The organism is Antarctobacter sediminis (assembly GCF_019218285.1).
In the GTDB taxonomy this organism is placed as follows: Bacteria; Pseudomonadota; Alphaproteobacteria; order Rhodobacterales; family Rhodobacteraceae; genus Antarctobacter; species Antarctobacter sediminis.
On record NZ_JAHUZG010000001.1, the window covers coordinates 1,397,245 to 1,422,381 of the forward strand.

At 62.8% G+C, this 25,137-nt stretch carries 33 protein-coding genes and 1 other RNA gene; 14 read left to right on the top strand and 20 right to left on the bottom strand.

What is annotated here, in order from left to right; all coding sequences use genetic code 11:
• Positions 1–37: 37 nt before the first annotated feature.
• From KJP30_RS06750 to ftsY, 4 genes are read right to left on the bottom strand one after another with little or no spacing between them, the layout of a single operon-like run.
• Positions 38–643 (bottom strand): inner membrane-spanning protein YciB, encoded by a 606-nt coding sequence (locus tag KJP30_RS06750; RefSeq protein ID WP_218448206.1) that lies wholly within the window; start codon positions 641–643, stop codon positions 38–40.
• 42 nt (positions 644–685) lie between these two features.
• Entirely contained in the window at positions 686–1,588 is a 903-nt protein-coding gene (locus KJP30_RS06755; protein WP_218448207.1) for an EamA family transporter, read from the bottom strand.
• Positions 1,585–1,989, bottom strand: coding sequence for a GNAT family N-acetyltransferase (locus KJP30_RS06760; RefSeq protein WP_218448208.1), 405 nt, complete (start codon positions 1,987–1,989; stop codon positions 1,585–1,587). The genes KJP30_RS06755 and KJP30_RS06760 overlap by 4 nt, the downstream gene beginning before the upstream one ends.
• Positions 1,982–3,112, bottom strand: coding sequence for a signal recognition particle-docking protein FtsY (ftsY, locus tag KJP30_RS06765; RefSeq protein WP_218448209.1), 1,131 nt, complete (start codon positions 3,110–3,112; stop codon positions 1,982–1,984). The genes KJP30_RS06760 and ftsY overlap by 8 nt, the downstream gene beginning before the upstream one ends.
• A gap of 220 nt (positions 3,113–3,332) precedes the next feature.
• On the opposite strand from ftsY, the gene KJP30_RS06770 reads away from it, so the two are divergent.
• Positions 3,333–4,355, top strand: a complete 1,023-nt coding sequence (locus KJP30_RS06770; RefSeq protein ID WP_218448210.1) for an alkane 1-monooxygenase — start codon at positions 3,333–3,335, stop codon at positions 4,353–4,355.
• Positions 4,356–4,410: 55 nt separating this feature from the next.
• A complete protein-coding gene (locus KJP30_RS06775) occupies positions 4,411–4,812 on the top strand; it encodes a hypothetical protein (protein ID WP_218448211.1) in 402 nt (133 codons plus the stop codon).
• Positions 4,813–4,815: 3 nt separating this feature from the next.
• On the opposite strand, the gene KJP30_RS06780 is transcribed toward KJP30_RS06775, so the two are convergent.
• Positions 4,816–5,661, bottom strand: a complete 846-nt coding sequence (locus KJP30_RS06780; protein WP_218448212.1) for a LysR family transcriptional regulator — start codon at positions 5,659–5,661, stop codon at positions 4,816–4,818.
• 126 nt (positions 5,662–5,787) lie between these two features.
• Here KJP30_RS06780 and KJP30_RS06785 point away from each other — a divergent pair, with 126 nt between their 5' ends.
• The 3 genes from KJP30_RS06785 to KJP30_RS06795 all read left to right on the top strand — a co-directional run bounded on the left by KJP30_RS06785 (position 5,788) and on the right by KJP30_RS06795 (position 7,438).
• Positions 5,788–5,967, top strand: a complete 180-nt coding sequence (locus tag KJP30_RS06785) for a hypothetical protein (protein WP_218448213.1) — start codon at positions 5,788–5,790, stop codon at positions 5,965–5,967.
• 129 nt (positions 5,968–6,096) lie between these two features.
• The gene (locus tag KJP30_RS06790; RefSeq protein WP_218448214.1) at positions 6,097–6,882 is read left to right on the top strand and encodes a Bax inhibitor-1/YccA family protein; all 786 of its coding nucleotides are present in this window, start codon (positions 6,097–6,099) and stop codon (positions 6,880–6,882) included.
• Positions 6,883–6,982: 100 nt separating this feature from the next.
• On the top strand, positions 6,983–7,438 hold the full coding sequence (locus KJP30_RS06795; protein WP_218448215.1) for a cupin domain-containing protein: 456 nt from the start codon (positions 6,983–6,985) through the stop codon (positions 7,436–7,438).
• A gap of 6 nt (positions 7,439–7,444) precedes the next feature.
• Here the strand turns inward: KJP30_RS06795 and KJP30_RS06800 are convergent, their stop codons facing one another.
• The 12 genes from KJP30_RS06800 to KJP30_RS06855 form a co-directional block, all read right to left on the bottom strand.
• The gene (locus tag KJP30_RS06800) at positions 7,445–7,951 is read right to left on the bottom strand and encodes a GNAT family N-acetyltransferase (RefSeq protein ID WP_218448216.1); all 507 of its coding nucleotides are present in this window, start codon (positions 7,949–7,951) and stop codon (positions 7,445–7,447) included.
• Positions 7,952–8,077: 126 nt separating this feature from the next.
• Positions 8,078–8,245 carry a 50S ribosomal protein L33 gene (gene rpmG / locus KJP30_RS06805; RefSeq protein ID WP_218448217.1) on the bottom strand — a complete coding sequence of 56 codons (168 nt, stop codon included), beginning with the start codon at positions 8,243–8,245 and terminating at the stop codon, positions 8,078–8,080.
• Between the two features lie 107 nt (positions 8,246–8,352).
• Positions 8,353–8,753, bottom strand: an RNA gene (gene rnpB / locus KJP30_RS06810) — RNase P RNA component class A.
• A gap of 47 nt (positions 8,754–8,800) precedes the next feature.
• Positions 8,801–9,511 carry an alpha/beta fold hydrolase gene (locus tag KJP30_RS06815; RefSeq protein ID WP_218448218.1) on the bottom strand — a complete coding sequence of 237 codons (711 nt, stop codon included), beginning with the start codon at positions 9,509–9,511 and terminating at the stop codon, positions 8,801–8,803.
• An 84-nt stretch (positions 9,512–9,595) separates the two neighbouring features.
• A complete protein-coding gene (locus tag KJP30_RS06820) occupies positions 9,596–10,186 on the bottom strand; it encodes a class I SAM-dependent methyltransferase (protein WP_343222747.1) in 591 nt (196 codons plus the stop codon).
• On the bottom strand, positions 10,183–11,145 hold the full coding sequence (locus tag KJP30_RS06825) for an ester cyclase (protein ID WP_218448219.1): 963 nt from the start codon (positions 11,143–11,145) through the stop codon (positions 10,183–10,185). Before KJP30_RS06825 ends, KJP30_RS06820 begins: the two co-directional genes overlap by 4 nt.
• 122 nt (positions 11,146–11,267) lie before the next feature.
• A complete protein-coding gene (locus KJP30_RS06830; RefSeq protein WP_218448456.1) occupies positions 11,268–11,879 on the bottom strand; it encodes a hypothetical protein in 612 nt (203 codons plus the stop codon).
• 14 nt (positions 11,880–11,893) lie between these two features.
• A complete protein-coding gene (locus KJP30_RS06835) occupies positions 11,894–12,334 on the bottom strand; it encodes a VOC family protein (protein WP_218448220.1) in 441 nt (146 codons plus the stop codon).
• Between the two features lie 15 nt (positions 12,335–12,349).
• A complete protein-coding gene (locus tag KJP30_RS06840) occupies positions 12,350–13,315 on the bottom strand; it encodes an alpha/beta hydrolase (protein WP_218448221.1) in 966 nt (321 codons plus the stop codon).
• A complete protein-coding gene (locus KJP30_RS06845; protein WP_218448222.1) occupies positions 13,312–13,899 on the bottom strand; it encodes a histidine phosphatase family protein in 588 nt (195 codons plus the stop codon). Before KJP30_RS06845 ends, KJP30_RS06840 begins: the two co-directional genes overlap by 4 nt.
• Positions 13,896–14,636: an alpha/beta hydrolase gene (locus tag KJP30_RS06850; protein ID WP_218448223.1), complete on the bottom strand. Its 741-nt coding sequence runs from the start codon at positions 14,634–14,636 to the stop codon at positions 13,896–13,898. The genes KJP30_RS06845 and KJP30_RS06850 overlap by 4 nt, the downstream gene beginning before the upstream one ends.
• Before the next feature lie 133 nt (positions 14,637–14,769).
• Positions 14,770–15,441, bottom strand: a complete 672-nt coding sequence (locus KJP30_RS06855; protein WP_218448224.1) for a DNA-3-methyladenine glycosylase I — start codon at positions 15,439–15,441, stop codon at positions 14,770–14,772.
• A 63-nt stretch (positions 15,442–15,504) separates the two neighbouring features.
• On the opposite strand from KJP30_RS06855, the gene KJP30_RS06860 reads away from it, so the two are divergent.
• From KJP30_RS06860 to KJP30_RS06885, 6 genes are all read left to right on the top strand, one after another.
• Positions 15,505–15,855: a hypothetical protein gene (locus KJP30_RS06860; RefSeq protein ID WP_218448225.1), complete on the top strand. Its 351-nt coding sequence runs from the start codon at positions 15,505–15,507 to the stop codon at positions 15,853–15,855.
• A gap of 118 nt (positions 15,856–15,973) precedes the next feature.
• Positions 15,974–17,923 carry a threonine--tRNA ligase gene (gene thrS / locus KJP30_RS06865; RefSeq protein WP_218448226.1) on the top strand — a complete coding sequence of 650 codons (1,950 nt, stop codon included), beginning with the start codon at positions 15,974–15,976 and terminating at the stop codon, positions 17,921–17,923.
• A 384-nt stretch (positions 17,924–18,307) separates the two neighbouring features.
• The gene (locus KJP30_RS06870; protein ID WP_218448227.1) at positions 18,308–18,607 is read left to right on the top strand and encodes a BufA1 family periplasmic bufferin-type metallophore; all 300 of its coding nucleotides are present in this window, start codon (positions 18,308–18,310) and stop codon (positions 18,605–18,607) included.
• Between the two features lie 56 nt (positions 18,608–18,663).
• Complete coding sequence (gene bufB / locus KJP30_RS06875; RefSeq protein WP_218448228.1) at positions 18,664–19,512, top strand: MNIO family bufferin maturase; 849 nt, start codon at positions 18,664–18,666, stop codon at positions 19,510–19,512.
• 80 nt (positions 19,513–19,592) lie between these two features.
• On the top strand, positions 19,593–20,345 hold the full coding sequence (locus KJP30_RS06880; protein WP_218448229.1) for an HvfC/BufC N-terminal domain-containing protein: 753 nt from the start codon (positions 19,593–19,595) through the stop codon (positions 20,343–20,345).
• Positions 20,346–20,353: 8 nt separating this feature from the next.
• Positions 20,354–20,920, top strand: a complete 567-nt coding sequence (locus KJP30_RS06885; protein WP_218448230.1) for a DoxX family protein — start codon at positions 20,354–20,356, stop codon at positions 20,918–20,920.
• 67 nt (positions 20,921–20,987) lie between these two features.
• On the opposite strand, the gene KJP30_RS06890 is transcribed toward KJP30_RS06885, so the two are convergent.
• Both KJP30_RS06890 and KJP30_RS06895 read right to left on the bottom strand, forming a co-directional pair.
• Positions 20,988–21,356: a hypothetical protein gene (locus tag KJP30_RS06890; RefSeq protein ID WP_218448231.1), complete on the bottom strand. Its 369-nt coding sequence runs from the start codon at positions 21,354–21,356 to the stop codon at positions 20,988–20,990.
• A 19-nt stretch (positions 21,357–21,375) separates the two neighbouring features.
• The gene (locus KJP30_RS06895; RefSeq protein ID WP_218448232.1) at positions 21,376–21,693 is read right to left on the bottom strand and encodes an ArsC/Spx/MgsR family protein; all 318 of its coding nucleotides are present in this window, start codon (positions 21,691–21,693) and stop codon (positions 21,376–21,378) included.
• A gap of 228 nt (positions 21,694–21,921) precedes the next feature.
• On the opposite strand from KJP30_RS06895, the gene KJP30_RS06900 reads away from it, so the two are divergent.
• From KJP30_RS06900 to KJP30_RS06910, 3 genes are all read left to right on the top strand, one after another.
• Positions 21,922–22,128, top strand: coding sequence for a cold-shock protein (locus KJP30_RS06900; protein WP_218448233.1), 207 nt, complete (start codon positions 21,922–21,924; stop codon positions 22,126–22,128).
• A gap of 260 nt (positions 22,129–22,388) precedes the next feature.
• A complete protein-coding gene (locus KJP30_RS06905) occupies positions 22,389–22,697 on the top strand; it encodes a hypothetical protein (RefSeq protein WP_218448234.1) in 309 nt (102 codons plus the stop codon).
• A 164-nt stretch (positions 22,698–22,861) separates the two neighbouring features.
• A complete protein-coding gene (locus tag KJP30_RS06910; RefSeq protein ID WP_218448235.1) occupies positions 22,862–24,130 on the top strand; it encodes a cadherin-like domain-containing protein in 1,269 nt (422 codons plus the stop codon).
• An 18-nt stretch (positions 24,131–24,148) separates the two neighbouring features.
• Here the strand turns inward: KJP30_RS06910 and KJP30_RS06915 are convergent, their stop codons facing one another.
• Positions 24,149–25,054: a LysR family transcriptional regulator gene (locus tag KJP30_RS06915; RefSeq protein WP_218448236.1), complete on the bottom strand. Its 906-nt coding sequence runs from the start codon at positions 25,052–25,054 to the stop codon at positions 24,149–24,151.
• Positions 25,055–25,137 lie beyond the last annotated feature (83 nt).

Below are 25,137 nucleotides of genomic sequence, written 5' to 3' on the forward strand. Positions count from 1 at the left end.
CGACCAAAGTAGCATGAATGGGCCGAGTCGGGGAAACTCAGGCAGATTCGTCGTCGCCGGTGCCGTAGCGCTTGAACAAACCGCCTTGGAACAGGAAGAACAGGAAGATCGCCGCAGTCAGGCCGAAGGTCTTGAAATAGACCCAGATCTCGGTCCCCATGGTACGCCAGATCACCTCGTTCATGATGGCCAGACCAAGGAAGAACAGCGCCACGCGCTTGGTCAGGATCATCCATCCTTCCTGTTCCAGCGGCACCAATCCTTCCATCACGTATTGCAGCCAGCTTTCGCCACGCAAAAGTCCGATCCCAAGGGCACCGCCGAACAGCAGATAGATCAGGGTCGGCTTCATCTTGAAGAACCGGTCGTCGTTCAACCAGACGCTGAGACCGCCAAAGAAAACGATCAGAACGGCCGTAACCACCTGCATCCGGCTAAGATGCCCGGTCAGCCACCACAGCGCGCCCATGCACAGCAGGAACACCGGGATGAACCCGGCTGTGACCACGATGAAACCATCGTAGTCGGTTCCGCCGATGGCAAAAACCTCGTCCTTGAGCCAGAGATAGGCCACGAAGAAGGCAAGGAGCGGACCGAACTCCAGCGCCGTTTTCAGCATCGGGTTGACCTGCCGTTGTTCCATTGTGCGCTCCTTCTGCACCATCGTGGGCGTCACTTAGGCGTTTCAGCCGCCAATCTCAACGATGACCGCACCGATTGCGATCAGCGCCATCAATGCTATTCGCCGGGGGCCGACGGTTTCACGCAGCACAAGCCAGCCGATCACGGCGGCAAAGACGGTCGAGGTTTCGCGCAGGACGGCGGCCTCGCCCACCTTGTCCAGCCGCGTCGCCATCATGACCGACCCAAAAGAGCCGAAAGCCACCACCGCCCCGATCAACCCGCGCGTCAGCAGGGGCCGCATCTCCAGATCGCGCATCCGGTGGCGCAGGGGCGTCAGCGCCATCATCAGCGGGAAATCCAGCGCCGAGAGAAAAAAGAACCATGCTAGGAAGGTGAAGGGATCCGCCGTGGCGCGGATGCCGTAAGCATCGTAGGTCGTGTACAGCGCCACGAATAAACCCGTCGCCACGGCATAGGCCAGCGCAGGGCCAAGCGTGTCGCGCGCGGTTTCAAGGAAGATCAGGTTATAGACCGCAAGCCCGAAGATCCCGGCCAGCAGGACGCCCAGTCCCAGCCATTGAACGACATTAAAGGTTTCGCCAAAAATCAGCCATGCGCCGATCACCGCGAACAGGGGACCCGTGCCGCGCACCACGGGATAAACCACCGTGTAGGCCCCTCTTGTGTAGGCCATGGCCTGCAACAGCTTGTAGCCGAAATGGATCAACACCATACCCGCAAAGATCGGCCACATATGCGGTTCAGGCCAAGGCACGAGGAAAATCAGCGGCAGACTGAGTGTGACCAGCCAGACGTCAATCGCCACGCGTGAAACCCAGGGATCATGCCGCCCCTTCTGTAAGGCCCCAAAGACCGCGTGCAGAAAGGCCGCCGTCAGCGCCAGCATCAGCGCCGCGCGATGTCCGGCCTCAGTGCTTTCCAGCGCGATCAGCCAGTCGCTCATGCCATGCGGCGGGCCATGCCCGTGCGGAAGTCAAACCCGTGTTTCTGATACAGGGCTTCGGCGCCGGGATCCGCGATCAGACTGATGTAGCAGCCAGAGGGCAGTTGCCCGGCCGCCCAATCCATCAGCGCCGTCATGATCCGACCGCCAAGGCCCCGCCTTTGCCAGTCGGGATGAACAGCAATATCCGTCACTTGCGCAAAACAGCCGCCATCCCCGACAAGGCGCCCCATGCCGATCAGCCGCCCGGCTTCGTCACGCAGCCAGACGGCGTGCAGGCCATTTGCCAGACCGATCCGTGCGGCCTCGGGTGTATAGGCGCCCATTCCGGCAGCGGCGCGCAGACCAAGGTATTCGTCAACACTGGCCGCGCGGTCTGAAAATGCCGGTGCCTCAGGCATCTCCTGCCAGGCCTGTCAGTGCCGCGGCGAATTCCTCGGGATCGAAGGGGGCCAGATCGTCGATCTGTTCGCCCACGCCGATCGCGTGGATCGGCAGGCCGAACTTATCCGCCAAGGCCACTAGGACGCCGCCCTTGGCGGTGCCGTCCAGCTTGGTCATCACAAGGCCGGAAACATCGGCCAGCTTGCGGAAGGTTTCGACCTGGCTCAGCGCATTCTGGCCGGTGGTCGCATCCAGAACCAACAGCGTGTTGTGCGGCGCGTCCGGGTCTTTCTTGCGGATCACGCGGACGATCTTGGCCAGCTCTTCCATCAGGTCGGCACGGTTCTGCAACCGCCCTGCCGTGTCGATCATCAACAGATCGGCGCCATCCGCCTGTGCGCGGGTCATGGCGTCAAAGGCAAGGCTGGCGGGGTCGCTGCCTTCGGGCGCGGTCAGAACCGGCACATCCGCGCGCTCTCCCCAAACCTGAAGCTGCTCAACGGCTGCCGCGCGAAAGGTATCGCCCGCGGCGATCACCACCTTCTTGCCCGCCGCCTTGAACTGGCTGGCCAGCTTGCCGATTGTGGTCGTCTTGCCAGAGCCGTTCACCCCGACCACCAGCACAACCTGCGGTTTTTTCGGATACAGCGGCAGCGGACGGGCCACCGGTTCCATCACGCGGGCGATCTCTGCCGCGAGGGCCTGTTTGATCTCTTCGGTCGAAAGCCGCTTGCCAAAGCGTCCCTCGGCGATGTTCGCCGTCACGCGCAACGCGGTATCCACCCCCATGTCCGATGCGATCAGCAACTCTTCGAGTTGTTCCAGCATCTCGTCGTCCAGAACGCGGCGCACCACGGGAGCGCCGTCCGCCTGACGGCCCATCAAACGTCCGATCAACCCTGCCTGCGGCTTGGGCGCCTCTGGCACGGGGTCCGGCTCTGGTGTGGAGGCCGGCAAAGGCGTCGGCGTGGCAGGGGGGGCCTGCGTCGCGACAGGCGCAGATGCAGGCGCAGGTGCAGGCGGCGGGCCGGGTTCGGCGGGGGCTTCCTCGCCGCCGTCCTGAACGATGGCATCCAGCCCCTCGTCCAGCTTCGAGGAGGATTTGAACAATCGGTTCTTGAGCTTGCCGAAAAAGGACATGGATGCTGCCTGGTATCTGAGTTTCCTTCACCTAATACGCAAAACCGCTCAAGAAAAGGTGGCTTGGCCCTGCGCGGCACCGGCTGGGGCCGTTTCGCCCTGTGCTGGGGCGCACGTACGAAGACCCCGTCGCGGCCCGCGCCCCGAAAAACCCACTGTCTCGCCCGATCCGGAACCGAAACTTCCGATATGTTAAATTCCGGATCGTATTGGAGCGGTGATGCTGCGTTTCACTCTGGCAACCCTTGGCATGGTCGTTTTGCTGGCGCTTGCGCTGGCGGTGGGGGGCGTGTTCCCCGCGCTGGCGCTGTTTTATGTCACGGTCTTTGCCTATATCATGGACCGCCTCAAGGCGCTGGCCGCGCCCGATCATCCGGGGTCGGAGTTTCCGGCTGGCGACGGCCTGTCGGTCTTCCTTGCGCTGGTCCATCTGCCGCTGTTGTACGGCGGGGTTCATGTCATTGCCTCTGACATTGCGTCGACAGCCGAGAAAACCTTGATTTTTTTGGCTCTTTCCCTTTTCATCGGACAGGTTGGAAACTCCAACGCGCATGAACTGATCCATCGTTCGAACCGATGGCTGCGGCGGCTGGGTGTCACGGTCTATGTTTCGATCCTGTTCGGGCACCATGCCTCGGCCCATGTCCGGGTGCATCACGTCCATGCCGCCACCCCCCGCGACCCGAACAGCGCCCGCACCGGTGAGAGCTTTTATGCCTTCGCCCTGCGCGCGTGGATCGGGGCGTTACGCGCGGGGTATCGCGCCGAATCGCGACTGCGCCGGGGCAAGGGGTTGCATCCCTACGCAGGCTACATGGCGGGTGCGGCTGTCTCCTTGATGCTGGCGGCGGTGATCGGCGGGCTTGGCGGTCTGGCCGCCCTTCTGGCCATTGCCGTCTATGCGCAGGCCCAACTGTTGCTGAGCGACTATGTCCAGCACTACGGGCTGCGCCGCCGCGAAGTCTCGCCCGGAAAGTTCGAACCTGTCGGCCCCCAGCACAGCTGGAACGCGCCCCATGGGTTCTCTTCGGCGCTGATGTTGAACGCGCCACGCCATTCGGATCACCATGCACATCCCGCCCGACCTTATCCGGGGTTGGATCTGAACCGCCAGACCATGCCGATCCTGCCCTATTCGTTGCCCGTGATGGCCGTCATCGCCCTGATACCGCCGCTGTGGCGGCGCGTGATGGACCGGCGCGCGCGCCGCTGGCGCGACCGGCCAGACCCCGCCTATGGTTAACCATTCATGAAAACCTGACTTCCGACCGCCTGCCCCTTCTGGCATTTTGCGGAGCATGAAACAGATCCTCGCCCTTTCACTGACCTGCGCCCTGACCTGCCTGCCCGCCTTTGCGGCAGAGCCGATGTCGGCCTCTGATTTCGAAAGCTATGTCACCGGCAAGACGCTGTATTTCGGCCTCAACGGAGAGGCCTACGGGGTTGAGAAATACCTGCCGGACCGTAAGGTTCAGTGGTCCTTCCTCGACGGCAAATGCAAGGACGGCATGTGGTACGAACAGGCCGGACAGATCTGTTTCGTCTACGAAGACAACCCCGAGCCCCAGTGCTGGAGCTTTTTCAAGGAAGGCAGCGGATTGCGCGCCGTGTTTGAAAACGACCCCGCCAGCACAGTCCTTTACGAGGCACAGCAAAACGACGACCCGATGCTGTGCTACGGGCCGGACGTAGGTGTCTGACCCCTATAACGCCGACATGCTCTGCCGAATGTCCTCACACAGGGCGAGCGTATAGGCCTTGGCCCCGCTGCCGACGTACAGGTTGATTTTCATCTTGCCCAGATCCGGCAGACCCGCATCCTCGACATAGGCAAGGTAGGGTGCCAGATGCCCTTCCAGGCGCGCGGTGATCGCCAGATCGGCGCTGACAGAGGCGTCGATGGTGGTTTCGCTGTCCGAATCCACGGCCAGTTCCCACGGGATCCCGGCCTCGTCCAGCCGTCGCATACATTCGTCGCGAAAGATACACGTGCGGGCCATGGCCATGCGCACCGGCCTTTCGCGCCAGACCTGCCCCTCTGGTGCGCCGACCCAACGCACCGGCACGTCCAGCAATGTCTCTCCGCCCGGATCGACACCGGTTTCCGTGGTCAGGATGGCGTCCATCTCGCCCCGGGCGAATTGCGCCTTGAGCACGCGCGTGAACGAACTGAACAACTGCACTTTTACACGGGGATGCGTGCGCCCCATGCGCGACAGCACCTGCGGAATGACCGGATAGACGATGTCCACCGGCACGCCCAGACGGATCTCACCCTCCCATTCCTTGTCGGTCAGCCGCGAATAGGCCTCATCGTTCAGATCGACGATCCTTTGGGCATAGGTCAACAGTTGCGCGCCCGACGGTGTCAACGTCACCCCCCGCCCCGAACGGTCCAGCAATTGCAGATCCAGCATTTCTTCCAGCCGCTTGATCTGCATCGAGACCGCTGATTGCGTCAGGTTCAAAAAACCTGCCGCCCGTGTAACCCCGCCCGATTGCGCCACCGCGACGAAAGAGCGGAGCGTCGTGACATCCAGATTGCGCATATATCACCCCTTGTGATGGCAAGCCTCACATACATTCACTTTCAATATGAACCACGAGGACGCACATTCATCAACAAGAAAGATGCATTACCCGCCCCACATCAACCTTTGTGAAGGATGTCCGCCATGATCCGCGCCCTTGACCCGCTGTTTCCCACCCATTTTCTGCGCGCCGCCCGCGACAGCCGGGTATTTACTTTTGCGCCCGACGGCCCGGTTCAGGCCGAAAACGCCGCCAAATCCAACGCGGACCGCCCTCGCTGGGATGCGCCCTCGCATTGGATCGAACCGGACCGCTATTGGTGACAAAAAGAGGCATCTTATCGCGCCAACCGGGGCGCGAACTTCTTGAAATTCCCCTCCGAACCGCCAATATTTCAGCCGAGTTCCGGGCGCGCCCGCGCCCTGGGAGGAATCCAACTATCGGAGGCTTACATGGCAGAATTTGATACAGTCCGGGCAGCTGGCGTCTCCGGCGCACGCGCTGCCCAGATTGACGAGGGGCTGCGCGCCCACATGAACAAGGTCTACGGCACGATGTCCGTGGGCACTTTCATCACCTTTCTCGCCGCTTGGGCGATTGCCGGACTGGCGGTCACGACCGACCCCACCGGCGCCAGCGCCATGGTGCGCGACGGCCAGTACCTGACCGGCTTCGGCGAAGCGATCTACATGTCGCCGCTGAAATGGGTGATCATGTTCGCGCCGCTCGCCTTCATCTTCTTCGGCTTCGGCGCAGCGGTGAACCGCCTGCCGTCCGCTGGCGTACAGCTTGTCTTTTACGCCTTCGCCGTTCTGATGGGCCTGTCGCTCAGCTCGATCTTCCTGGTGTTCACCGGCTTCTCGATCATCCAGGTTTTCCTGGTGACGTCGATCGCCTTTGCGGGCCTGTCGATCTGGGGCTACGTGACCAAAAAGGACATCTCGGGCTGGGGTTCGTTCCTGATCATGGGTGTGATCGGCCTGCTGGTGGCATCGATCATCAACATCTTTGTCGCCTCCAGCGCGATGAGCTTTGCGATCTCGATCCTTGGCGTGCTGATCTTTGCCGGCCTGACCGCCTATGACACGCAGAACATCAAGAACACCTACATCGCCCATGCCGCGCATGGCGATAAAGAGTGGCTGGCCAAGGCCGCGATCATGGGTGCGCTTAACCTGTACCTCGACTTCATCAACATGTTCATGTTCTTGCTGCAACTGTTGGGCAATCGCGAATAACCGCGCAACACCAACGCGTCACAAACATGCTATAGGAAAAGGGCCGGTCATCTGACCGGCCCTTTTTTCGTGTTGGGCCGTGCAGGCCATGGGGGACAACATGCCGATTATCACCGAAGAGTCCGTCCAGCGTCGTTCCGGCGACGGCGCGCTTGGCGCCCATGAGCTGCTGTTGTTCAGCGATACCGGCGGGCTGACACAGTTCGGCGCGCTGGTCGAGGTGCTGGCCCCCGGAGCGTCCTATGCCTATCCGCATTGGCACGAATCCGAGGATGAGATGATCTATGTCCTCGAGGGCACCCCGACGCTGATCGAGGGGGACAGCGAGGAGGTCATGCAGCCCGGGACCGCCGCAACCTTTCTGGCCGGGGTCGAAACCCCTCACAAGCTGGAAAACCGGGCCGATGTCCCGGCCCGCGTTCTGGTGATCGGCACGCGCGCACCGCGGGACCGGGTCCACTATCCTGCACAAGACCGGGTGCAACTGATCGAACGCAGCGGTGAGGAAGAACGGCGCTGGACCCGATTGAACGGTGCCCCGGCGGAACCGCTCTAGACTAGGCTACAAAGCGCGCGTCATGAAAACAGCCGGAAAGTTCAGCGCGGGCCCCAAGGGCACGGTGATGGTGTGCTGTGCCGCGAATCCCATCGACTCGTAGAATGGCCGCGCGGTCAGTGTGCTTTGGCAATGCATGACTGTCAGCTCGGCGGCCCGCGCCTCGTTCAGGATATGCGATAAAAGGCACCGCCCGACACCGCGCCGCGTGGCATCGGGATCGGTGGCGACATGGCGGATATGGCCCACACCCGGCGTGGCGGGCCGACCGCCCGGCGCGCTGACCGACCAGCCCCCCGCCCCCAGCACGCGCCCCTCCGCATCCTCGGCCACATAGAACAGACCCGAGGCCAACAAGGCAGGCTGCGCCCGTCCGATCATGGGAACAGCAGAAACAAGCACCGATGGCGGATAGTCCGCAGCCAGCAAACGTGCGTAGCTGCGCTGGAACAGGTGATCCAGCGCACCGATGTCGTCTTTCGCAGCGACTCGCAAACGTATCGGATCAACCATGCGCTGTTTCTCTCAGGACCGGCCGCATTGGACGCGCCCGCAGCCGCAGGGAATCGGATACCGACACGGCAAAAAGCCGCGTGGGAACCCCCGCGCGGCCTTTGCAGAACAGTTAGCCAAACTGGCTTACTTGATCTTGCCTTCTTTGTATTCCACGTGCTTGCGCGCAACGGGATCGTATTTCTTGATGACCATTTTCTCGGTCATGGTCCGAGCGTTCTTTTTGGTCACGTAGAAATGGCCGGTGCCCGCGGTGGAGTTCAGGCGGATTTTGATTGTGGTCGGCTTCGCCATGGGTCGTCTCCTGCAACACAGGGCCCCAGCCCAGTGTGAAATCTGTATGAAGCCCGCCTTTTACCGTCTATCGCCAGCGAGTCAACACGGCATTGGGGCAAAAACTCATGCGCGGAAGGCCTGTAAGCCGGATTCTGTTCTTGGGAGGGTTTCCCCGCCCTCAGACGACCATTCCTCTGGGCCGCGCGTTGCCACGCGGCTCTAGCTGCCAACCCGGATCGCCAAGGCCGAAGCAGCCCTGCGCCCGAAGGCGCCTACGATCCCTATTCGGCATTGCTCCCGGTGGGGCTTGCCATGCGGGCGCTGTTGCCAGCCCCCCGGTGGGCTCTTACTCCACCGTTTCACCCTTACTGCCGCAGTCTCCATTGGCGCACCTCCGGTGCGACAGCGGTCTGTTTTCTGTGGCGCTTTCCGTCAGGTTGCCCTGCCCGGGCGTTACCCGGCACCGGTGCTTCGGTGAGTCCGGACTTTCCTCTCGCCAATGGCAAGCGGCCGCCCGGCCTTCCGCGCCCGCCCCACATAGGGACGCCACGCGCGGCGGTCAATCCCGCAGGTTCAGCGCAGCAGCAAGGGTTTCGACAACCAATCGCGCAGCGCCCGGATCACGTCGGCGGGCTGTTCCAGCGTCGGCAGGTGCCCCGCCTCTTCGATGATACAGAGGTGCGCCTTGGGAATCATCTCGGCCATAAAGCTATGACGCTTGATCGGACAGATGACATCCTCGGCCCCACAAAGCACCACCGTGGGCACGTTGATCCGCCGCAAGGTGCTTTGTTGATCGCGGCGGCGCTGAAGCGCCCGGGTCTGGCGGGCAAAGACCTCGGTCCCCAGCCCCAGCGCCATGTCCACCACCAGCGCCGCGATTTCATCGTGGTGCGGGCCAGGGACAAGGTATTGCGGCACAAAATCCCGCTCCACCACGTCGCGCAGTCGGCCGGACCGGGCGCGGATCACCAGCGGATCGCGTTGCGCGGCCAGTTGGGGCGGTTCGGCCAAGGGGCTGGTATCCATCAGCGCCAGTCGCGTCACCCGCTCGGGTGCGCGGCGATACAATTCCATCGCCACCATGCCGCCCATGCCCAGACCGGCCAGCGCAAAGCGCATCGGTGCCACGTCCAGAAGGCCCGAAGCAATTTCCTCGACCCGTTCGCCATGGGTGACTGGCGCGGTCATCACCGCGTAATCCCGCGACAAATCTGCAATCTGCGGGCCGAACACCCGCGCGTCGCACATCATGTCCGGAAGGAACAGAACCGGTTCGGTCATGAGGGACAGTTGTCCAAGATCCGGCGCCCTGCCTGCATTCCGTCTACCCTACACCTGAGATGCCATGATCCCGGCACCCTAGGATCACGACGGGCGGCGCGCAAGCAACAGCGAATGCCCGTTGCAGTCCGGATCTTCGGGCACGAAATCCTCGACCGGGGCCCCTGCCTCTTGCAGCACGTCGGCATAGTCTTGGCTGGAAAGCGAGGCGTGAAAGACCCGCTCACCACCAACGCGTCCCCATGCTTCGCCCGCCGATGGGCCGACGGTCAGCAACACCCGTCCGCCCGGCGCCAGATGCGCCGCGATCCGTGGCAAGGCCGCGCGTTGCTCTGCCTCGGTCAGGTGAAAGAAACTGCCCCAGCCGATTATCGCATCAAAAGACTTGTCCAGCGCAAGCGCGCGCATATCCGCTTCGACGCATTGCGCCGTGGGCACGTGCTGCGCGTATAACGCCAGCATCGACGGCGAGAAATCCACCCCGGTCACGGCAAACCCGCCCGCAGCCAGATATTGCCCGATGGGACGACCCGCGCCGCAGCCCAGATCCAGAACGGTGCCCCCCTGAGGTACATCCGCAAGCGCGCGATCCAGCCAGGCTTTCTCGAACAGGGATTTCCCGCGGCCCGCGTCATAGCGCGCCGCCTGCCGGTCATAGGTCTCGCGCAGGCTCACCCGGTCTGCGCCACGATCTGTGTCCAGACCGCAGCCTCGTCATACAGCGTCCATTCGCTGCGCACGCCCCATGGACCGAACTCGGCATGGCTGATCCCCATGACGAACAAATCGGCACCGGTCGGTTTTCCGAACGCGCCCCAGCCCTCATGCCGCCCTTTCAGTGACCAGCGCAGCGCCGCACGAGGGGGCATCAGCGGTTCTTCCATGCCGATCCGGTGATGGATTTCGAACCGGGCCGACGGCAGCGCCGCGCGCAGTCCCAGCCAAAAGCGATCAGCAGCCTCGCAGCCGTGCGCCTGCACGCCGCCGGGGTAATGCAATTGACAGGCGCGGTCGTACTGGTCCGGGATGATCGACAGATCCCCCTCCATGACGCGCGTCAACAGGTTGCCAAAACCTTCGCCCCACTGATCGGCGTTGCCCTGCCCGGTATAGGGGCCGGTCACGTCCACACGCGGCGAAAAAGGCTGTGTCTCGGGGTCGAGATCGGGCAGGCGCGACCGCGCCCACTCTTCTGCCGTGCGGCCCAACTGGCGCAACAACGCACCGCTGTCGATCACCCGCCAGACATCGCAGATCTGGTCACGCTTGGCATAGCTGTCAACGATCTCGCGGTATTGCAGGCTGCGCCCCGTGGCCGGTCCAAGGGGGCCGTCGCCGGTATGGGTCGCCAGTGTCAGGATACGCTGCGATCCCAGCATCCCGACCCGTTCATGCCCCGACCAGATCACATCCTCCCCCAAAAGCCGCCGGTCCGGCAGGCTGACCAGCGTCGCCATCGCGTCTTCGGCCACCGCCCGCGCGCCGAACTGGATGCCTTCGGCGCCGCGCAGGATGACCTCGGGGTGATAGACTGCGCGCGCCCGCGCGGTCAGCCCGCGCCCCTCCCAGATCTCACGCGTCGCACCAAGAAGGAAGGCCGGGAAATCCTGGCTTTCAGGGGTAAATCCGTGCATCAGGCAAGGCCCCCGAGATGGGCACCCGAGCAGCAACACAGCGGGGAGAGCGGCATGGCAAGTCTCGCAAAGGTTGTTTTCCCTGCAAGCTAGACGCCGCCTGCGGCAGTGTCCAGCGCGGCTCAGCCCGGGCGGACAATACCGCGGAACTGTGGGAAATCGGCATAACGCGCTGCTCTTTCTTCAAGCGTTTCCCGTGGCTTGTCACCGGGTTTTAACAGGCAGCCACGCGGCGCGATATAGCTGTCGATCCGCCGTTGCGGGACCGGTCGCCACGCGATGTTAAACGCACAGAGTTTGGGGAAAAACCAAAGCTCGGAATAGTCGAGGTGATCGTGCAGCCACCACGCAAGGTCGCGCCAGTCGCGCCCCTGCGCATACCGGTCGGTAAACCACGGAATGACGATCGAAGCCCCGGCAACGGGCCGGTCAGGCAGATCCCAGATGTGGCATTCCAGTGGGTAATCATTGCGTGCACAGTTCAACCTGTGCGCGTTGCCAAAGGCGTTCAGCCGCGCCGACCGATACCCCGACCTGACAAAGATCCTGCCAAAGCTGTCTTCCAAAGGGTCCAAGAGCGTTTGGGCAAAGGCCCGCCCACGTTCAAGCGCCAGATCAGGATCGTCTGGTATATTGCTGATTTCGTGAAAGTTTCCGATTTCGGAATACAGGAACTCGCGCATCCAGAAATGCCGCGACAATCGTTCACGCCCCAGGGTTTCCAGCGACCACATGGAACGCGGTCGCCTCATGCCGAGGCATCTCCATAGCCACCCCAGCGGAACTCCCCATTGGGGCCAAGCGCCGAAAACGGGTTATGGGCCACTTCCCAGACATGGCCCTCGGGGTCGGCGAAATAACCGATATGCCCACCCCAGAAAACATCATGCGCGGGTTTGAGGATATGCGCCCCAGCCGCCTCGGCTGCCGTCAGAATGCGCGCCACCTCATCCCTGTTTCGCACGTTGCAGGACAGCGTGGCCGCGCCGGTTCCCAGATCCTCTGTCCTCCGCCCCATGTCGCGCGCCAGTTCCCCAAGCGGATACAGGCCCAGCGCCTGCCCGATCAGGTCAAAGACAACGATCCCTTCGGGACTGTCCACCTTGCGCCACCCCAGCTCGGCATAAAATGCCTCGGCGCGGGCCATGTCCCGGCACCCCAGCGTGATCAGGCTTACCCTTTGATCCATAGCCCCTCCTTCGGGTTACAGTTTCCGCGCCCAAGCCAGAATGGCCTGCGCCACCGGTTCCGACCGGCCCGGCGACAGAACCGCCCCCGCCACAAGGTGGCGCGACGGATCATCTTCCGGACCAAGGTCCAGCTCAAGCAGATCCGCGCCCGCGCCCCAACGCGCCGCGACCTTGCGGCTGACCCGATGGTCGACGATCCGGTCGCCCGGATCAAAGACAAACAACGCCGGACTGCGGACGGCCTCGTGCCGCCTGCGATGCACCGCGCGCACCGCGGCGCCCATGGGCAGAACCGCAAGACTGGGATAGCGCGAGGTCCACAATCTTCCGTGCGCCTCGCTGCGCGGGGCAAAACCGATTTCGCGCCCCGCCAGCCAAGGCACCCACCAACGCGCGCCCGGCCATGTGATCAGGGCCGTCTTGGGATCTGCCAGCTTGAAGTTGGGTGAAACCAGAACCGTCCCCGCCACCTCGGCACCCATTGTCTCATGCAGCGCAAGGGTGGCCAGCGTTGCCCCTGTGGAACAGCCCATGACCAAAACACGCCGCCCGATCTGATGTCCGATGGCCAGCGCCTCGGCCATGTCCTCCATCCAGCCCTTGACGCTGGCCTCGGCCATGGCAGCCCCGTCACGGCCATGGCCCCGAAGTCGCGTAAAGAAAAGATTCGCCCCCAAGCCCCGCGCCACGATATCGGGAACCGGGCGAATTTCCTCTGACGCGGCCGAAAAACCGTGAACGTAAACCACGGCCCATTCGGCCCGGGTTTCGGGCGCTTCGGCCCAGATCACCCGTTTTTCGGCCCCAAAGCGCAGATTGGGCACCGCCTGCTCGCTTGCTGCCAACCAAGGATCGACCCCATTCGCCAGCTTTTCGGCATCAAAGGTCACATCCGTCACCACCGGCTCACGCTGGGCAAATGCGCCATAGACACCGCCCGCGGCCATCAAGGCACCCAGTCCCCAAAGCAGGCCGCTCATGCCCCTTCCTCCGCGAATTCTTCGATCCGGGTCCAATCGCTCAGCAATTGCCACCCCGGCAAGCCAACGGTCATCACGTGGCCGCCGCCACCGGCGGGCTGGTCATGGCTGCGATCAATCCCGACGCCCAGCAATTGCGCCCGCAACAATGCCCCGATACCGCCATGGGCAACCACTGCCAGATCGCCCTCGGGCGCCTCGGCCAGCACACGCTTCAGCGTCATCACCACACGGGCCTGCGCGTCAATGGCGCGCTCCCAGCCGCGAACCTTCTCGCGCGGGCGGGCAAAAAAGGCATCTGCCACCGCCTCGAATTCCTCAGGCGGCAGATAACCGGTCGCAGAGCGATCATTCTCATGCAGCGCCAGAACACTCCGCGCCCTCAGCCCCTGCGCCGCGGCAAGGATCTCGGCGCCGTCCACCGCCTTGCGCTCCATGCTGCAAAACACGGACCCGACTGGCGGACAAACCCGCGCAAAAGCCTCGTGCCGCGCGCGCCCCCGATCTGACAGCCGCCATTCGGGCACCGGGACCTCCGGCTCCATCACCACATCCGCATGCGTGATGAAAAACAGCCGCCTCACCCAAGGACCTCGGCAATCGCCGTTTCGATCATGGCCAGGCAATCCGGCGTCGACAGACGATGATCCGCCCCCTTGACCAGCGTCAATCGCAGATCCGGCCCCTCGATATGATCCAGAAACCGCAGCGCGGTTTCGCGGCTGACGGCTTCGTCCTCGGTGCCCTGCAACAATCGCACCGGCCATGGCATCGCCAAGGGCTGTCGCAGAACCAGGTGCTGCCGCCCGTCCTCGATCAGCTTGCGGGTAACCAGATAAGGGTCCTCATAGGCCGAAGGCATCAGCAGATGGCCATCCTCCATGACCTGCCTCCGCTCGTCCTCGGAAAACCCGGCCCAGAACCCGTCCTCGGTGAAATCGGGCGCCGCTGCAATGCCCACGAAACCAGCCACCCGGCTCAGACGCCGAGACAGGATCGACGCGATCCAGCCCCCCATGGACGATCCGACCAGCACCACCGGCCCCGGAGCGGCATGGGTGATCACCGCCTCGGCATCCGCAGCCCAGTCACCGATACAGCCCTCTTCGAACACCCCGCCGGATTGCCCGTGCCCGGCATAGTCCAACCGCAAAAACGCGCGCCCCGCCACCGCGGCCCAGCGCTCCAGATGCACCGCCTTGGTCCCTTCCATGTCCGACCGGTATCCGGACAAAAAGACAATGCAGGGCCCGCGCCCCTCCGTTTTCGCAAAGGCCAGCCGGTCGCCTCTTGGCCCATCGACATGGGACACGCTTGCCATCTCACACCTCCTGTCCTTGCGCCCGAAACCATAACGCCCCGCCCGCCAAAGCAAAATCCGGTTTCGCCTTTCTTCTGTCCTCAAATATCCCGGGGGTGAATTGGCCATCAGGCCAAGAGGGGGCAGCGCCCCCTCAGCCGTCGATGCTTTGCGCAAGGACGCGGCTGATCACCGTCAGGCTTTCGCCGCTCTCTGCCTTCCATGTGTTAAAGGCATCCTGCACCGCCGCCATGGCCTTTTTCGAGGTCGGAGCCTTGTCGATCACCCCTTCGGCCACCAATCGCGCCACGACCGACCCCGACAGGACATAGCTGTCCTTGCCCAGAAATCGCAGCGTGTAGGCCCCGGTCGCCCCGCCCAGCCGCGCGCCATTTGTCTTCAACCAGGCCAGCAGACCGGCAAAATCCTCGGCTGGCCATTCCCCCACCCTGCGCCCAAAGGATCCGGCCTCACTGGCGACCTCCTGCACAAAAACCGCGTTCTGCTGGATCGCCCGCACCTTGGGCGGGCTGCGCACAATGCGCGGATCGGCGATCAGCGCGTCGAACCAATCCTCGGACATCATGGCCACGCGTCCCACGTCGAACCGGTGAAAGGCATCCTCGATGTCGGGCCATTTCCGGTCCACAACGGTCCAGCTGATCCCGGCTTGCAGAATACCCCGTGCCATCTGCGCCAACCAGCGGTCGTCGGGAATCGCGGCCAGTTCGTCGGCGCTCAGAACCTTGGGCATCTCTGCCAGAACCGCCCCACGCCCGCCTTTGCGATCCGCCGCAAGGTCAAGAATTTCCTCGTAGCTGCGCATGTCCCGTCCTCCTGCCAGTTGTCCGGCAGAGTGACAGAGAGACCGAGGTGGGGAAAGACTGCATTGAGCGCCGATACCCCATGGCCTTACCCTGCACGCGGGCAGCTTGGCGTTTCGATGACAGAGTATCCGCTGACAGATTTTCGCATGCAGGACGGCTCGCGCAATTTCCTGACGCTGCCAATTCATGTCGGGCCCCGCGTCCTGTGGCGCAGCCTGCGGCCTCTGGCTCTGGTCAAGCGCGGGCGAATCCTTTTGACGGTGACGGACAGCTGGATCACCTATCACTGGAAGGGCTGGCCCATGTCCATCCACGATCCCTATGGCGAATATTGGTTCTACGCCGAAGACGCCCTGACGCCCGAACCCGTCCTGCACGCCATACGTGACCATTTCCTCGCCGTCGCCCTGTAAATTTCTCCTTCGCCGATCCGCGCTTGACACGCGCATTCTGCGGGCGCAGAACCGCCGCACACATATAACCCGCAACCGGGCGTTCCGTGGGCGCCAAACCGACGAGGAGACTAGGCCGATGAGCCAGATTTCCCTGACATTTCCCGACGGCTCGAAACGTGACTACGACAAGGGCATAACCCCTGCCGAAGTGGCCGCGAGCATTTCCAAATCGCTTTCAAAAAAGGCGATCTCGGCCACCGTGGGCGATGCCCACTGGGACCTGCAATGGCCGATCGACAGCGATGCGACCATCGCCATCAACACGCTGGCCGACGATGCCCCGGCGCTCGAGCTGATCCGCCACGATCTGGCGCATATCATGGCCCGCGCCGTGCAAGAGATCTGGCCCGCGGTAAAGGTCACCATCGGCCCGGTGATCGAGAACGGCTGGTATTACGATTTCGACCGCGAAGAGCCCTTCACCCCCGAGGATCTCGGCCTCATCGAGAAGAAGATGAAAGAGATCATCAACAAGCGCGACCCCGTGACCACCGAGGTCTGGGAACGCGCGCGCGCGATCGAATTCTACAAGGCCAATAACGAACCCTACAAGGTCGAGCTGATCGAGGCCATTCCGGGCAACGAGCCGATCCGCATGTACTGGCACGGCCACTGGCAGGATCTTTGCCGCGGCCCGCACCTGCAACACACCGGTCAGGTGCCCGGCGACGGGTTCAAACTGATGAGCGTGGCCGGTGCCTATTGGCGCGGCGACAGCAACCGCGCCATGTTGCAGCGCATCTACGGGGTCGCCTTCAAGAACAAGGAAGACCTGAAAAAGCACCTGCACATGCTGGAAGAGGCCGCCAAGCGCGACCACCGCAAGCTGGGCCGCGAGATGGACCTGTTCCACATGCAGGAAGAGGCGCCGGGCCAGATCTTCTGGCATCCGAACGGATGGAAGATCTACACCACGCTGCAGGACTATATGCGCCGCCAGCAAGGCCGCGACGGCTATGTCGAGGTGAACACTCCGCAGGTCGTGGACCGCAAGCTGTGGGAGAAGTCCGGGCACTGGGACAACTACCAGGAAAACATGTTCATCGTCGAAGTGGACGAGGAACACGCCCGCGAAAAGGCGATCAACGCGCTCAAGCCGATGAACTGCCCCTGCCACGTGCAGGTGTTTAACCAGGGGCTGAAGTCCTACCGCGACCTGCCGCTGCGCATGGCCGAGTTTGGATCGTGCAACCGGTATGAACCTTCGGGCGCTCTGCATGGTATTATGCGGGTACGCGGCTTTACCCAAGATGACGCCCATATCTTCTGCACGGATGAGCAGATCGAGGCAGAGACCGCCAAGTTCATCAAGTTTCTCGCCGGGATCTACGATGACCTTGGTTTCCATAACTGGACGATCAAGCTGTCGACCCGCCCTGAAAAGCGCATCGGTTCCGAAGAAAGCTGGGACCGGGTGGAAAAGGCGCTGGGAGATGCCTGCAAGGCCGCCGGTTACGACTTCGACATCCTCGAAGGCGAAGGCGCGTTCTATGGCCCCAAGCTGGAATTCACCCTGACCGATGCCATCGGCCGCGAATGGCAGTGCGGGACCCTTCAGGTGGACCCGAACCTGCCCGAGCGTCTGGACGCCACCTATGTCGGTCAGGATGGCGCCAAGCATCGCCCCGTGATGTTGCACCGGGCTGTCCTTGGCAGCTTTGAACGGTTCATCGGTATCCTGATCGAAGAACATGCCGGCAAGCTGCCCTTCTGGCTGGCCCCACGGCAGGTGGTCGTCGCCTCCATCACTTCGGAGGCGGATGACTATGTGCAAGAGGTCGTCGACAGCCTGATCAAGGCGGGTGTCCGGGCCGAGGCCGACATCCGCAACGAAAAGATCAACTACAAGGTCCGCGAACATTCCGTGGGCAAAGTTCCGGTGATCCTTGCCGTCGGCCACCGCGAGGTCGAGGAACGGACCGTGACCGTGCGGCGGCTGGGCGAAAAGCAGACGCAGGTCGCCACGCTGGACGAGATCACCGCCGAACTGGTCAAGGATGCGACCCCGCCCGACCTGCGCGGCTGATCCTTGCGCATTGCACCCAATCGGGGCCGCCCACGCCGGGCGGCCCTTTTTCTTTGCGCGATGGCGACGGAAAGACCCCGCTCATGCGTTACAGGCATGACAGATTGCGTGAGAATGCATAGCCCGGCTCGTCCGGCCGGCATCTGGCCTGTAACATTCTGCCGCGCAGCGTCATGGCGGCCGCAGGATTCGTTACAAATCCGCGCCGAACTTCCTTTGTTTCGCGTCATTCCCCTCTCGTGGATCACACGAGACCTGACGGGCGCGTGATGCACGCGGGCGTGAGTCGATCGGATCCCCCCGGCACGGCAATCTGGCTTCACCGACGGGCAGATCAGCCCGAGGCCAAGTTTCGCAACACTGCAAACCACCGGAGGAACTCCAATGTCCAAGACTCTCAAAGCCGCTGCCCTCGTGGGTGCCGTCGCCGCCGCTGTTGCCGCCACCGGCGCACATGCCATGGACCAAGAAAAATGCTTTGGCGTTTCGCTCGCCGGCGAAAATGATTGCGCCGCAGGCCCCGGCACCACCTGCGCCGGCACCTCGACCGTTGACTACCAGGGCAACGCATGGACGCTGGTCGACGCAGGCACCTGCGCCGAGATCGAACTGCCCGCGATGGCCGACGGCACCGCGCGCATGGGCTCGCTGGAAGCGCTGGAGCGTGACCTCCCCGAGGCCTGATCGCACCCCCGGGGCGGGCCCTTGGGCCTGCCCCACCCCAAAAGACGGACGGACCCATGTTCGATACATCCAGCACCCTCCCCCCCTTGCCCGGCGTCGGCTACAAGCCTCAGCATTACTCGGCCATCCTCAACGCTCCCGCCCCGGTGGGCTGGTTCGAGGTTCATGCCGAGAATTACATGGGCGATGGTGGCAGGCCGCTGGCACAGTTGCGCGCCCTGTCCGAACGGTTCCCGATCTCGGTCCACGGAGTTGGCCTGTCGATCGGCGGGCCGGACCGGCTGGACCCTGAACACCTTGCACGGTTGAAGAAGCTGATGGGCTGGCTGAACCCCGCCAGTTTTTCCGAACATCTTGCCTGGTCCACGCATGACAGCCATTTCCTGAACGACCTGCTGCCCTTGCCCTATACATCGGCGACGCTGGCGCGGGTCTGCGACCACATCGACGAGGTGCAGGAGGCGCTTGGCCGCAAGATCTTGCTGGAAAACCCTTCCAGCTATCTGGCTTTCACGGAAAGCACGCTGGAAGAGACCGATTTCATGCAGGAAGTGACCCGGCGCACCGGATGCGGCCTGCTGCTGGATGTGAACAACGTCTTTATCTCGGCGACCAACCTTGGCTACAGCCCGCAAGACTATATCGCCCGGTTCCCGCTGGAGGCGGTGGGCGAAATCCATCTGGCTGGCCACGACGAGGATCACGACGACCATGGTGCGCCGCTGCTGATCGACAGTCATGGACGCGAGGTGGCCGAACCCGTCTGGGCGCTGCTGGATCTTGTTCTGGACCACGCAGGCGCGCGGCCCTTGCTGATCGAATGGGACAATGACGTGCCCGACTGGCCGGTACTGGCAGCAGAGGCCCAGCGGGCCGAGGCCGCGCTGGCGCGGGTGGCGGCCTGAGCGAAGGGGGCGCTGCCCCCTCGGCCTGCGGCCTCACCCCCGGGATATTTTTGGACAGAAGAAACACGAAAGGGTTTCCGATGACTTTGGCCAGCACGACCGAGACCGGCTTTCGCGACGCGCTGCTGCGTGGCGACGCGCCGGTGCCCCATGGCTTGACCGATGGTGCGGGACGGCCTGCGGGGCGGCGTTATGATGTCTATCGCAACAACGTGGCCGTGGCATTGCGCGAGGCGCTGGAAAGTGGCTTTCCAGCCGTGGCCAAGCTGATCGGGGCCGAGAATTTTTCACGCGCGGCGGGGATGTACCTGCGGGCGGAACCGCCTTCGACCCCGCTTATGATGCATTACGGTGCCGGGTTTCCGGCTTTTCTTGAAAAGATCGAGGCGCTGCGCGGCATTGGCTATCTGGGCGATGTGGCCCGGTTGGAACTGGCGCTGCGGCAAAGCTATCACGCGGCGGATTCGGCACCATTCGATGCCACCCGGCTGGCCGCCCTCGACGAGGACGCGCTGATGGCGGCGCGGTTTTCGCTTGCGCCCGAGGTGCGGATCTTGTCGTCGCGCTGGCCGGTTTTGTCGATTTACCGGTTCACGATGGAGAGCGGCCAGCCGAAACCGCCTGCCCGGGCCGAAGAGGTGCTGATCGCGCGTCCTGGTTTCGACCCGCAGTTGAACCTGTTGCCGCAAGGTGGTGCCGGTTTCCTTGCCGCGCTTGGGCGGGGCCAGAGCCTTGGTCAGGCTGCCGAGACAGCCGTTGACGATTTCGACCTTTCCGCGACGCTGACCCTGCTTTTGCAGCAGGGGGCGTTTTCCGACCTTCAGACCGACTAGAGGATCCCATGGACCGTCTCATCACTTTGCATAATTCCGTCTTTGGCCTCGTCGAGCGGCTGGGAGACCAGGTCCTGCCGCTGCTGACACGGCTGGTCTTTGCGGCCACGCTGCTGCGCTATTACTGGAATTCCGCCGGCACCAAGGTCTGGGACCGCAAGGGGGAGGAAGGCCTTTTTGATTTCTTCACTCTGGAATCGGGGACCTATGCGCAGATGTTCCCCAAGGCGTTCGAGGCGGCGGGCTACAACACGTCGAAACTCGGGTTTCATTACGATGTCATTGCCTACGCCGGCACCTATGCCGAGTGGCTCTTGCCGTTGCTGATCGTGATCGGGTTGGTGACGCGTCTGGCGGCGCTTGGCATGATCGGATTTGTCTTTGTGCAGACGGTGGTGGACGTGACCGGCCATGGCGCGGATCTGGGCAGCCTGTTCGACACCCGCTACGAGTTGCTGGATGAACGTTTGCTCTGGGCTTTTGGCCTGCTGATCCTCGTCATCCGGGGCGCGGGGGCGCTGTCCATCGACCGGCTGCTGGGATTGAACCCGGCCCCCCGTGAGGCAATGGCCTGAGCACAGGCCGAAGGGACGGTGGCAGGGGCGGTGCTTTCACCAGAAAGCGAGCGCCCCTTGCCTGGTGTCAGAAATGCGCCTTGGGCTCGTCCGGTTTTCCCGCGGCCAGCGCAAGGACACCGCCAAGTGCCGCAAATCCGATCGGGAACATGGTGAAAACATTGAAGCCGAAGGCATGGTACATCGCCGCCGCCGAAGCCAGCAGCAAAACACCGCCCCACAGCGCGCGCGCCTTGGCCATGGCGCCACCGGCAATGGCCAGCATGGGCGCAAGGAAAGAGACGATGCGCACTGTCTGCGGATCGTCGAACATGCCGAACATCTCTTCGACCTCGCCCATGCGGCTGGCCAGTTCGGTATAGCCGTAGCCAAAGAAGCCGACGATCATGCCGATCACACCGGCGATGATCCCCAGGGTCAGGGCTGCGTTTCTCATCTGTCTGTCTCCTTGCGGCTCAGCCGACACCCAGCGCGGATTGCGCGGCCTTGTCCCAGCCCAGAACGAGGCGCTGTTCCTGGACGATCAGAGGGCGCTTCATGACTGTCGGATGGGCGCGGATCACCGCTTCCGGGGTCAAGGCGCGTGTTTCTTCGTCGAACCCGCGCCAGGTCGTCGACCGCGTGTTCACCAGCTTGTCGCCAAATTCGGTCAGCGCCCGGTTCAGGATGTCCGCCGGCACACCGGATTCACGGACATCGACAAACTCTGCCTCGGGCAAGGCTTTTCGCGCCTTTCGGCAGGTGTCGCAGGTCTTCAACCCGTAGATAATCATGCACAATCCCTTGGCAATTGGCGATCCTGTGCCGTGAGATAGGCAAGTTTTGCGTGAAATGCGAGTGCGGGACTCTTGTATTTCGCCTTTCTGCGCTAATGTCAGACCTGTGATATTCACCTGTTCCGCTTAGGCGCCCTTGGTGTTTCGCGGCCGGATCCGGTGGATATGGCCTTCTCCGTGTCGGGCGGGGATGAACGCGAGGACTTGAATAGGAGCACGGGAATTATGCCGAACGGCACCGTGAAGTGGTTCAACACCACCAAAGGCTATGGCTTCATTGCACCAGAGGAAGGCGGAAAGGACGTTTTCGTTCATATCTCCGCGGTCGAACGCTCGGGATTGACCGGGCTCGCCGATAACCAGAAGGTCAGCTACGAACTGCGCGAAGGACGGGATGGCCGGACCATGGCCTCTGACCTGAAGATTCTCTGAACAAGGGGCGGGCCGCCTTCGGCCCGGAACCCGTTGTCCTGCACATCAAGCCGGGCGGCGTCGCCCGGCCATTCGGTTGATTGCCGTACGGACGGGGTCCTTTCCCTGCCGGACCTATCGCTTTCAAATTAAATGCCGCCTTTTCCTTGCTTTGCGCGGCATCGCGCAGCCTGTACCTTGGCCACGCCGGGCCTTTGCCCTGACCCGTTGATGCGGAGCCCAGACCCGGCATGTCACCGGTTGACCGACCAGAGGTGCCAATGCCGCCGATCAGATGGTTCACATATGCCGCCGTTCTGGCCTCTGTTGCGCTGTTGGTGGCAGGGGTCAACCGTTTGCCGCCTTTGACGCAGGGGGGCCTGCCCCGCACCGGATCGCCGCCGCCCGGCCTTGCCACCGCCCCGGCAGATCCGGCCCTTTGGTGCCGGTCCAACCTGACCGATGTTGATTGCGCCTGCTTCGCCCAAAAGGCCGGTGAGGTCATGAGCACCGCACATGAACCTGTGCAGGGCATGGCCTATGCAAACCGATGGGATCTGGCCCGCGCGCAAGCCGGTCAATCCTGCTGACCCAGCGCCACCAAGGCAGCCCTCCGAACCGCTGACGTCCAACGGATTTCCTCCGAAAGGCCGCTCGTGTTACCTTGGGCAAATTACGAGTCAACTTTTGTTTTTCCGAAGCATTTTGCATCAGGGGGAACACGATGCCTCAACCAACTGGCAAAGGCCGGCCCGTGACCGGCACTGATTTCAACGACATTCTGCAAGGGTTCGCACAGCGCATCATCGGCGGCGACGGCGACGATGAACTGATCGGTTCTGGCAACGGCGAAACGATCATCGGCGGCGATGGCAGCGACCGGATCATCGGCAACGGCGGCCCGGATGTGATCTTTGGCAATGGCGGGATCGATACCGCCGTCTTTACCGGCAGCCTTCAGGATGCGATCCTGACCGAGGGCAATGGCGGGCGATTGTTTGTCGAAACCGCCCTTGGAACCGCCGAGACAAGGCAGCTTGAGTTCCTCGAATTCGACGATTTCATCTTTGCTGTCGGGCAGAACAACGCGCCATTTACCCGCCCTGACCATGCAGCCACGGATGAGGACACGCCATTGGCGGCGATCAACGTGACGGGCAATGACTTTGACATCGAGGGCGATGCCGTCACCCTGTCACTGGTCAGTACGACATCGACCATGGGCGCTGCGATCTCGGTCAACCCGGATGGCAGTATCGCCTATGATCCGACCGGCGCCCCACAGTTGCAAGGGTTGGACACGGGTGACACGGCAACCGACAGTTTTCTTTATCAACTGACTGACAGCGAAGGAAATCTGTCGCCGCTTCAGGTTGTCCTTGTCGATGTGACGGGCATCACGGACGCGACTCTGATCGACTTTGACGAAGGCATCAGCCGGACGTTCAACATCAGCTACGTCAACAATCTCTTTGCCGTCCGCACCGGCAACTATACCGAAGACGGCATGTCCTTTGGCTGGACCGTCGAAGACAAGAACAGCCCCCGCATCTTTTCCAACCCGCCACGGGTCAATCCACCGGACCCGGTCAACGACACGGCCGAGGACGGCAACAACGCCTTTTATTTGCCGAACGACAGCTGGAGCGGCGGGCTGGATCGCGCCACGCTCGCCTATTCGGACCCGGGCGGGTTCCATATCCTCGACTTTGACGTCCTGGGGGATGACGGGCTGGACGAAAACGGCTCTGTCATCTTTTCCATGACCGGGGCTGACGGCAGCACGCGCTACACGCTTAGGGGTGCCGATGACGGATTGGATGAATGGGACCTTCTCACCTACGAAGTGGTGAACGGTTCCGCCGTGCTGGTCGACAGCCTTGCGGATGTTCCGCTGGACACAGCCTTGGCCGAAGTGGGCGAACTGATCTATTTCACCGCCACCCTTTCGATCAACGAAGACAATCGTTTTCCCTACGATCCGGGCACAGGGATCGGCATCGACAACCTGTTGATCGGCTAAGGCGGCAGGCGGCGCGCGTTACGCCGCCTGCAATCTGCGGGCCTCTTCCCCGGCCAGCCGGATCAGCAGTTGCATATAGGGTTTTTCAAGATCCTCGGTCCGTACCGCCGCATACAGCCGGCGGGTCAGCCCCTCTTTTGTCAGCGGGCGGGTGATATAGTCCGAGCTGTATTTCACCTCGCGCACAACCCAATCGGGCAGCACGGAAACGCCCCGGTTCGAGGCGACCAGCAACAGGATCACCGCCGTCAGTTCCACCTGCCGGATGGCGGCGGGCTCTACCTTGGCCGGGGTCAGCAACTGGCTGAAGATGTCCAGCCGCGCGCGGTCCACCGGATAGGTGATCAGCGTCTGCCCCCGGAAATCCTCGGCCTCGATCCAGTCCTTTTCCGCCAGCGGATGCGACGCGGAGGCCACGAAAACCGGGCTGTAGTCAAAAAGCGGCACAAAGGTCACGCCCGCCAGTTCCTCGGGATCGGAGGAGATCACCACATCCACCTCTTCCTTCATCAGCGCAGGCAGCGCGTCAAAGGCCAGCCCGGGCCGGATATCCACGTCCACATCACCGAACTGCTTGCGAAAACCTTCGAGCACCGGGAACAGCCATTCGAAACAGGCGTGGCATTCGATGGCAATGTGCAGGCGCCCGGCCTTGCCACTGCGCAACCCGTCGAATTCGGCCTGCACCGCCTCGACCTGCGGCAGGATCTGCTCGGCCAGCCGCAGCAGGCGCATCCCCGCCGCCGACAGCTTCATCGGCTTTGAACGGCGCACGAACAATTCGACCCCTGCCTGATCCTCCAGCCCCTTGATCTGATGGCTCAGCGCGGATTGCGTGATGTTCAGCATGTCCGCCGCCCGCGCCACTCCGCCCGCGTCATGGATGGCCTTGATGGTTCGAAGGTGACGAAATTCGATATGCATCGGCGCTTCCTCGCATCCACCTCATGTTGATCTTGAGATTTATGAGTTTGTCTCACAATGCTGCGCGTGCGACAAGGGCTGCA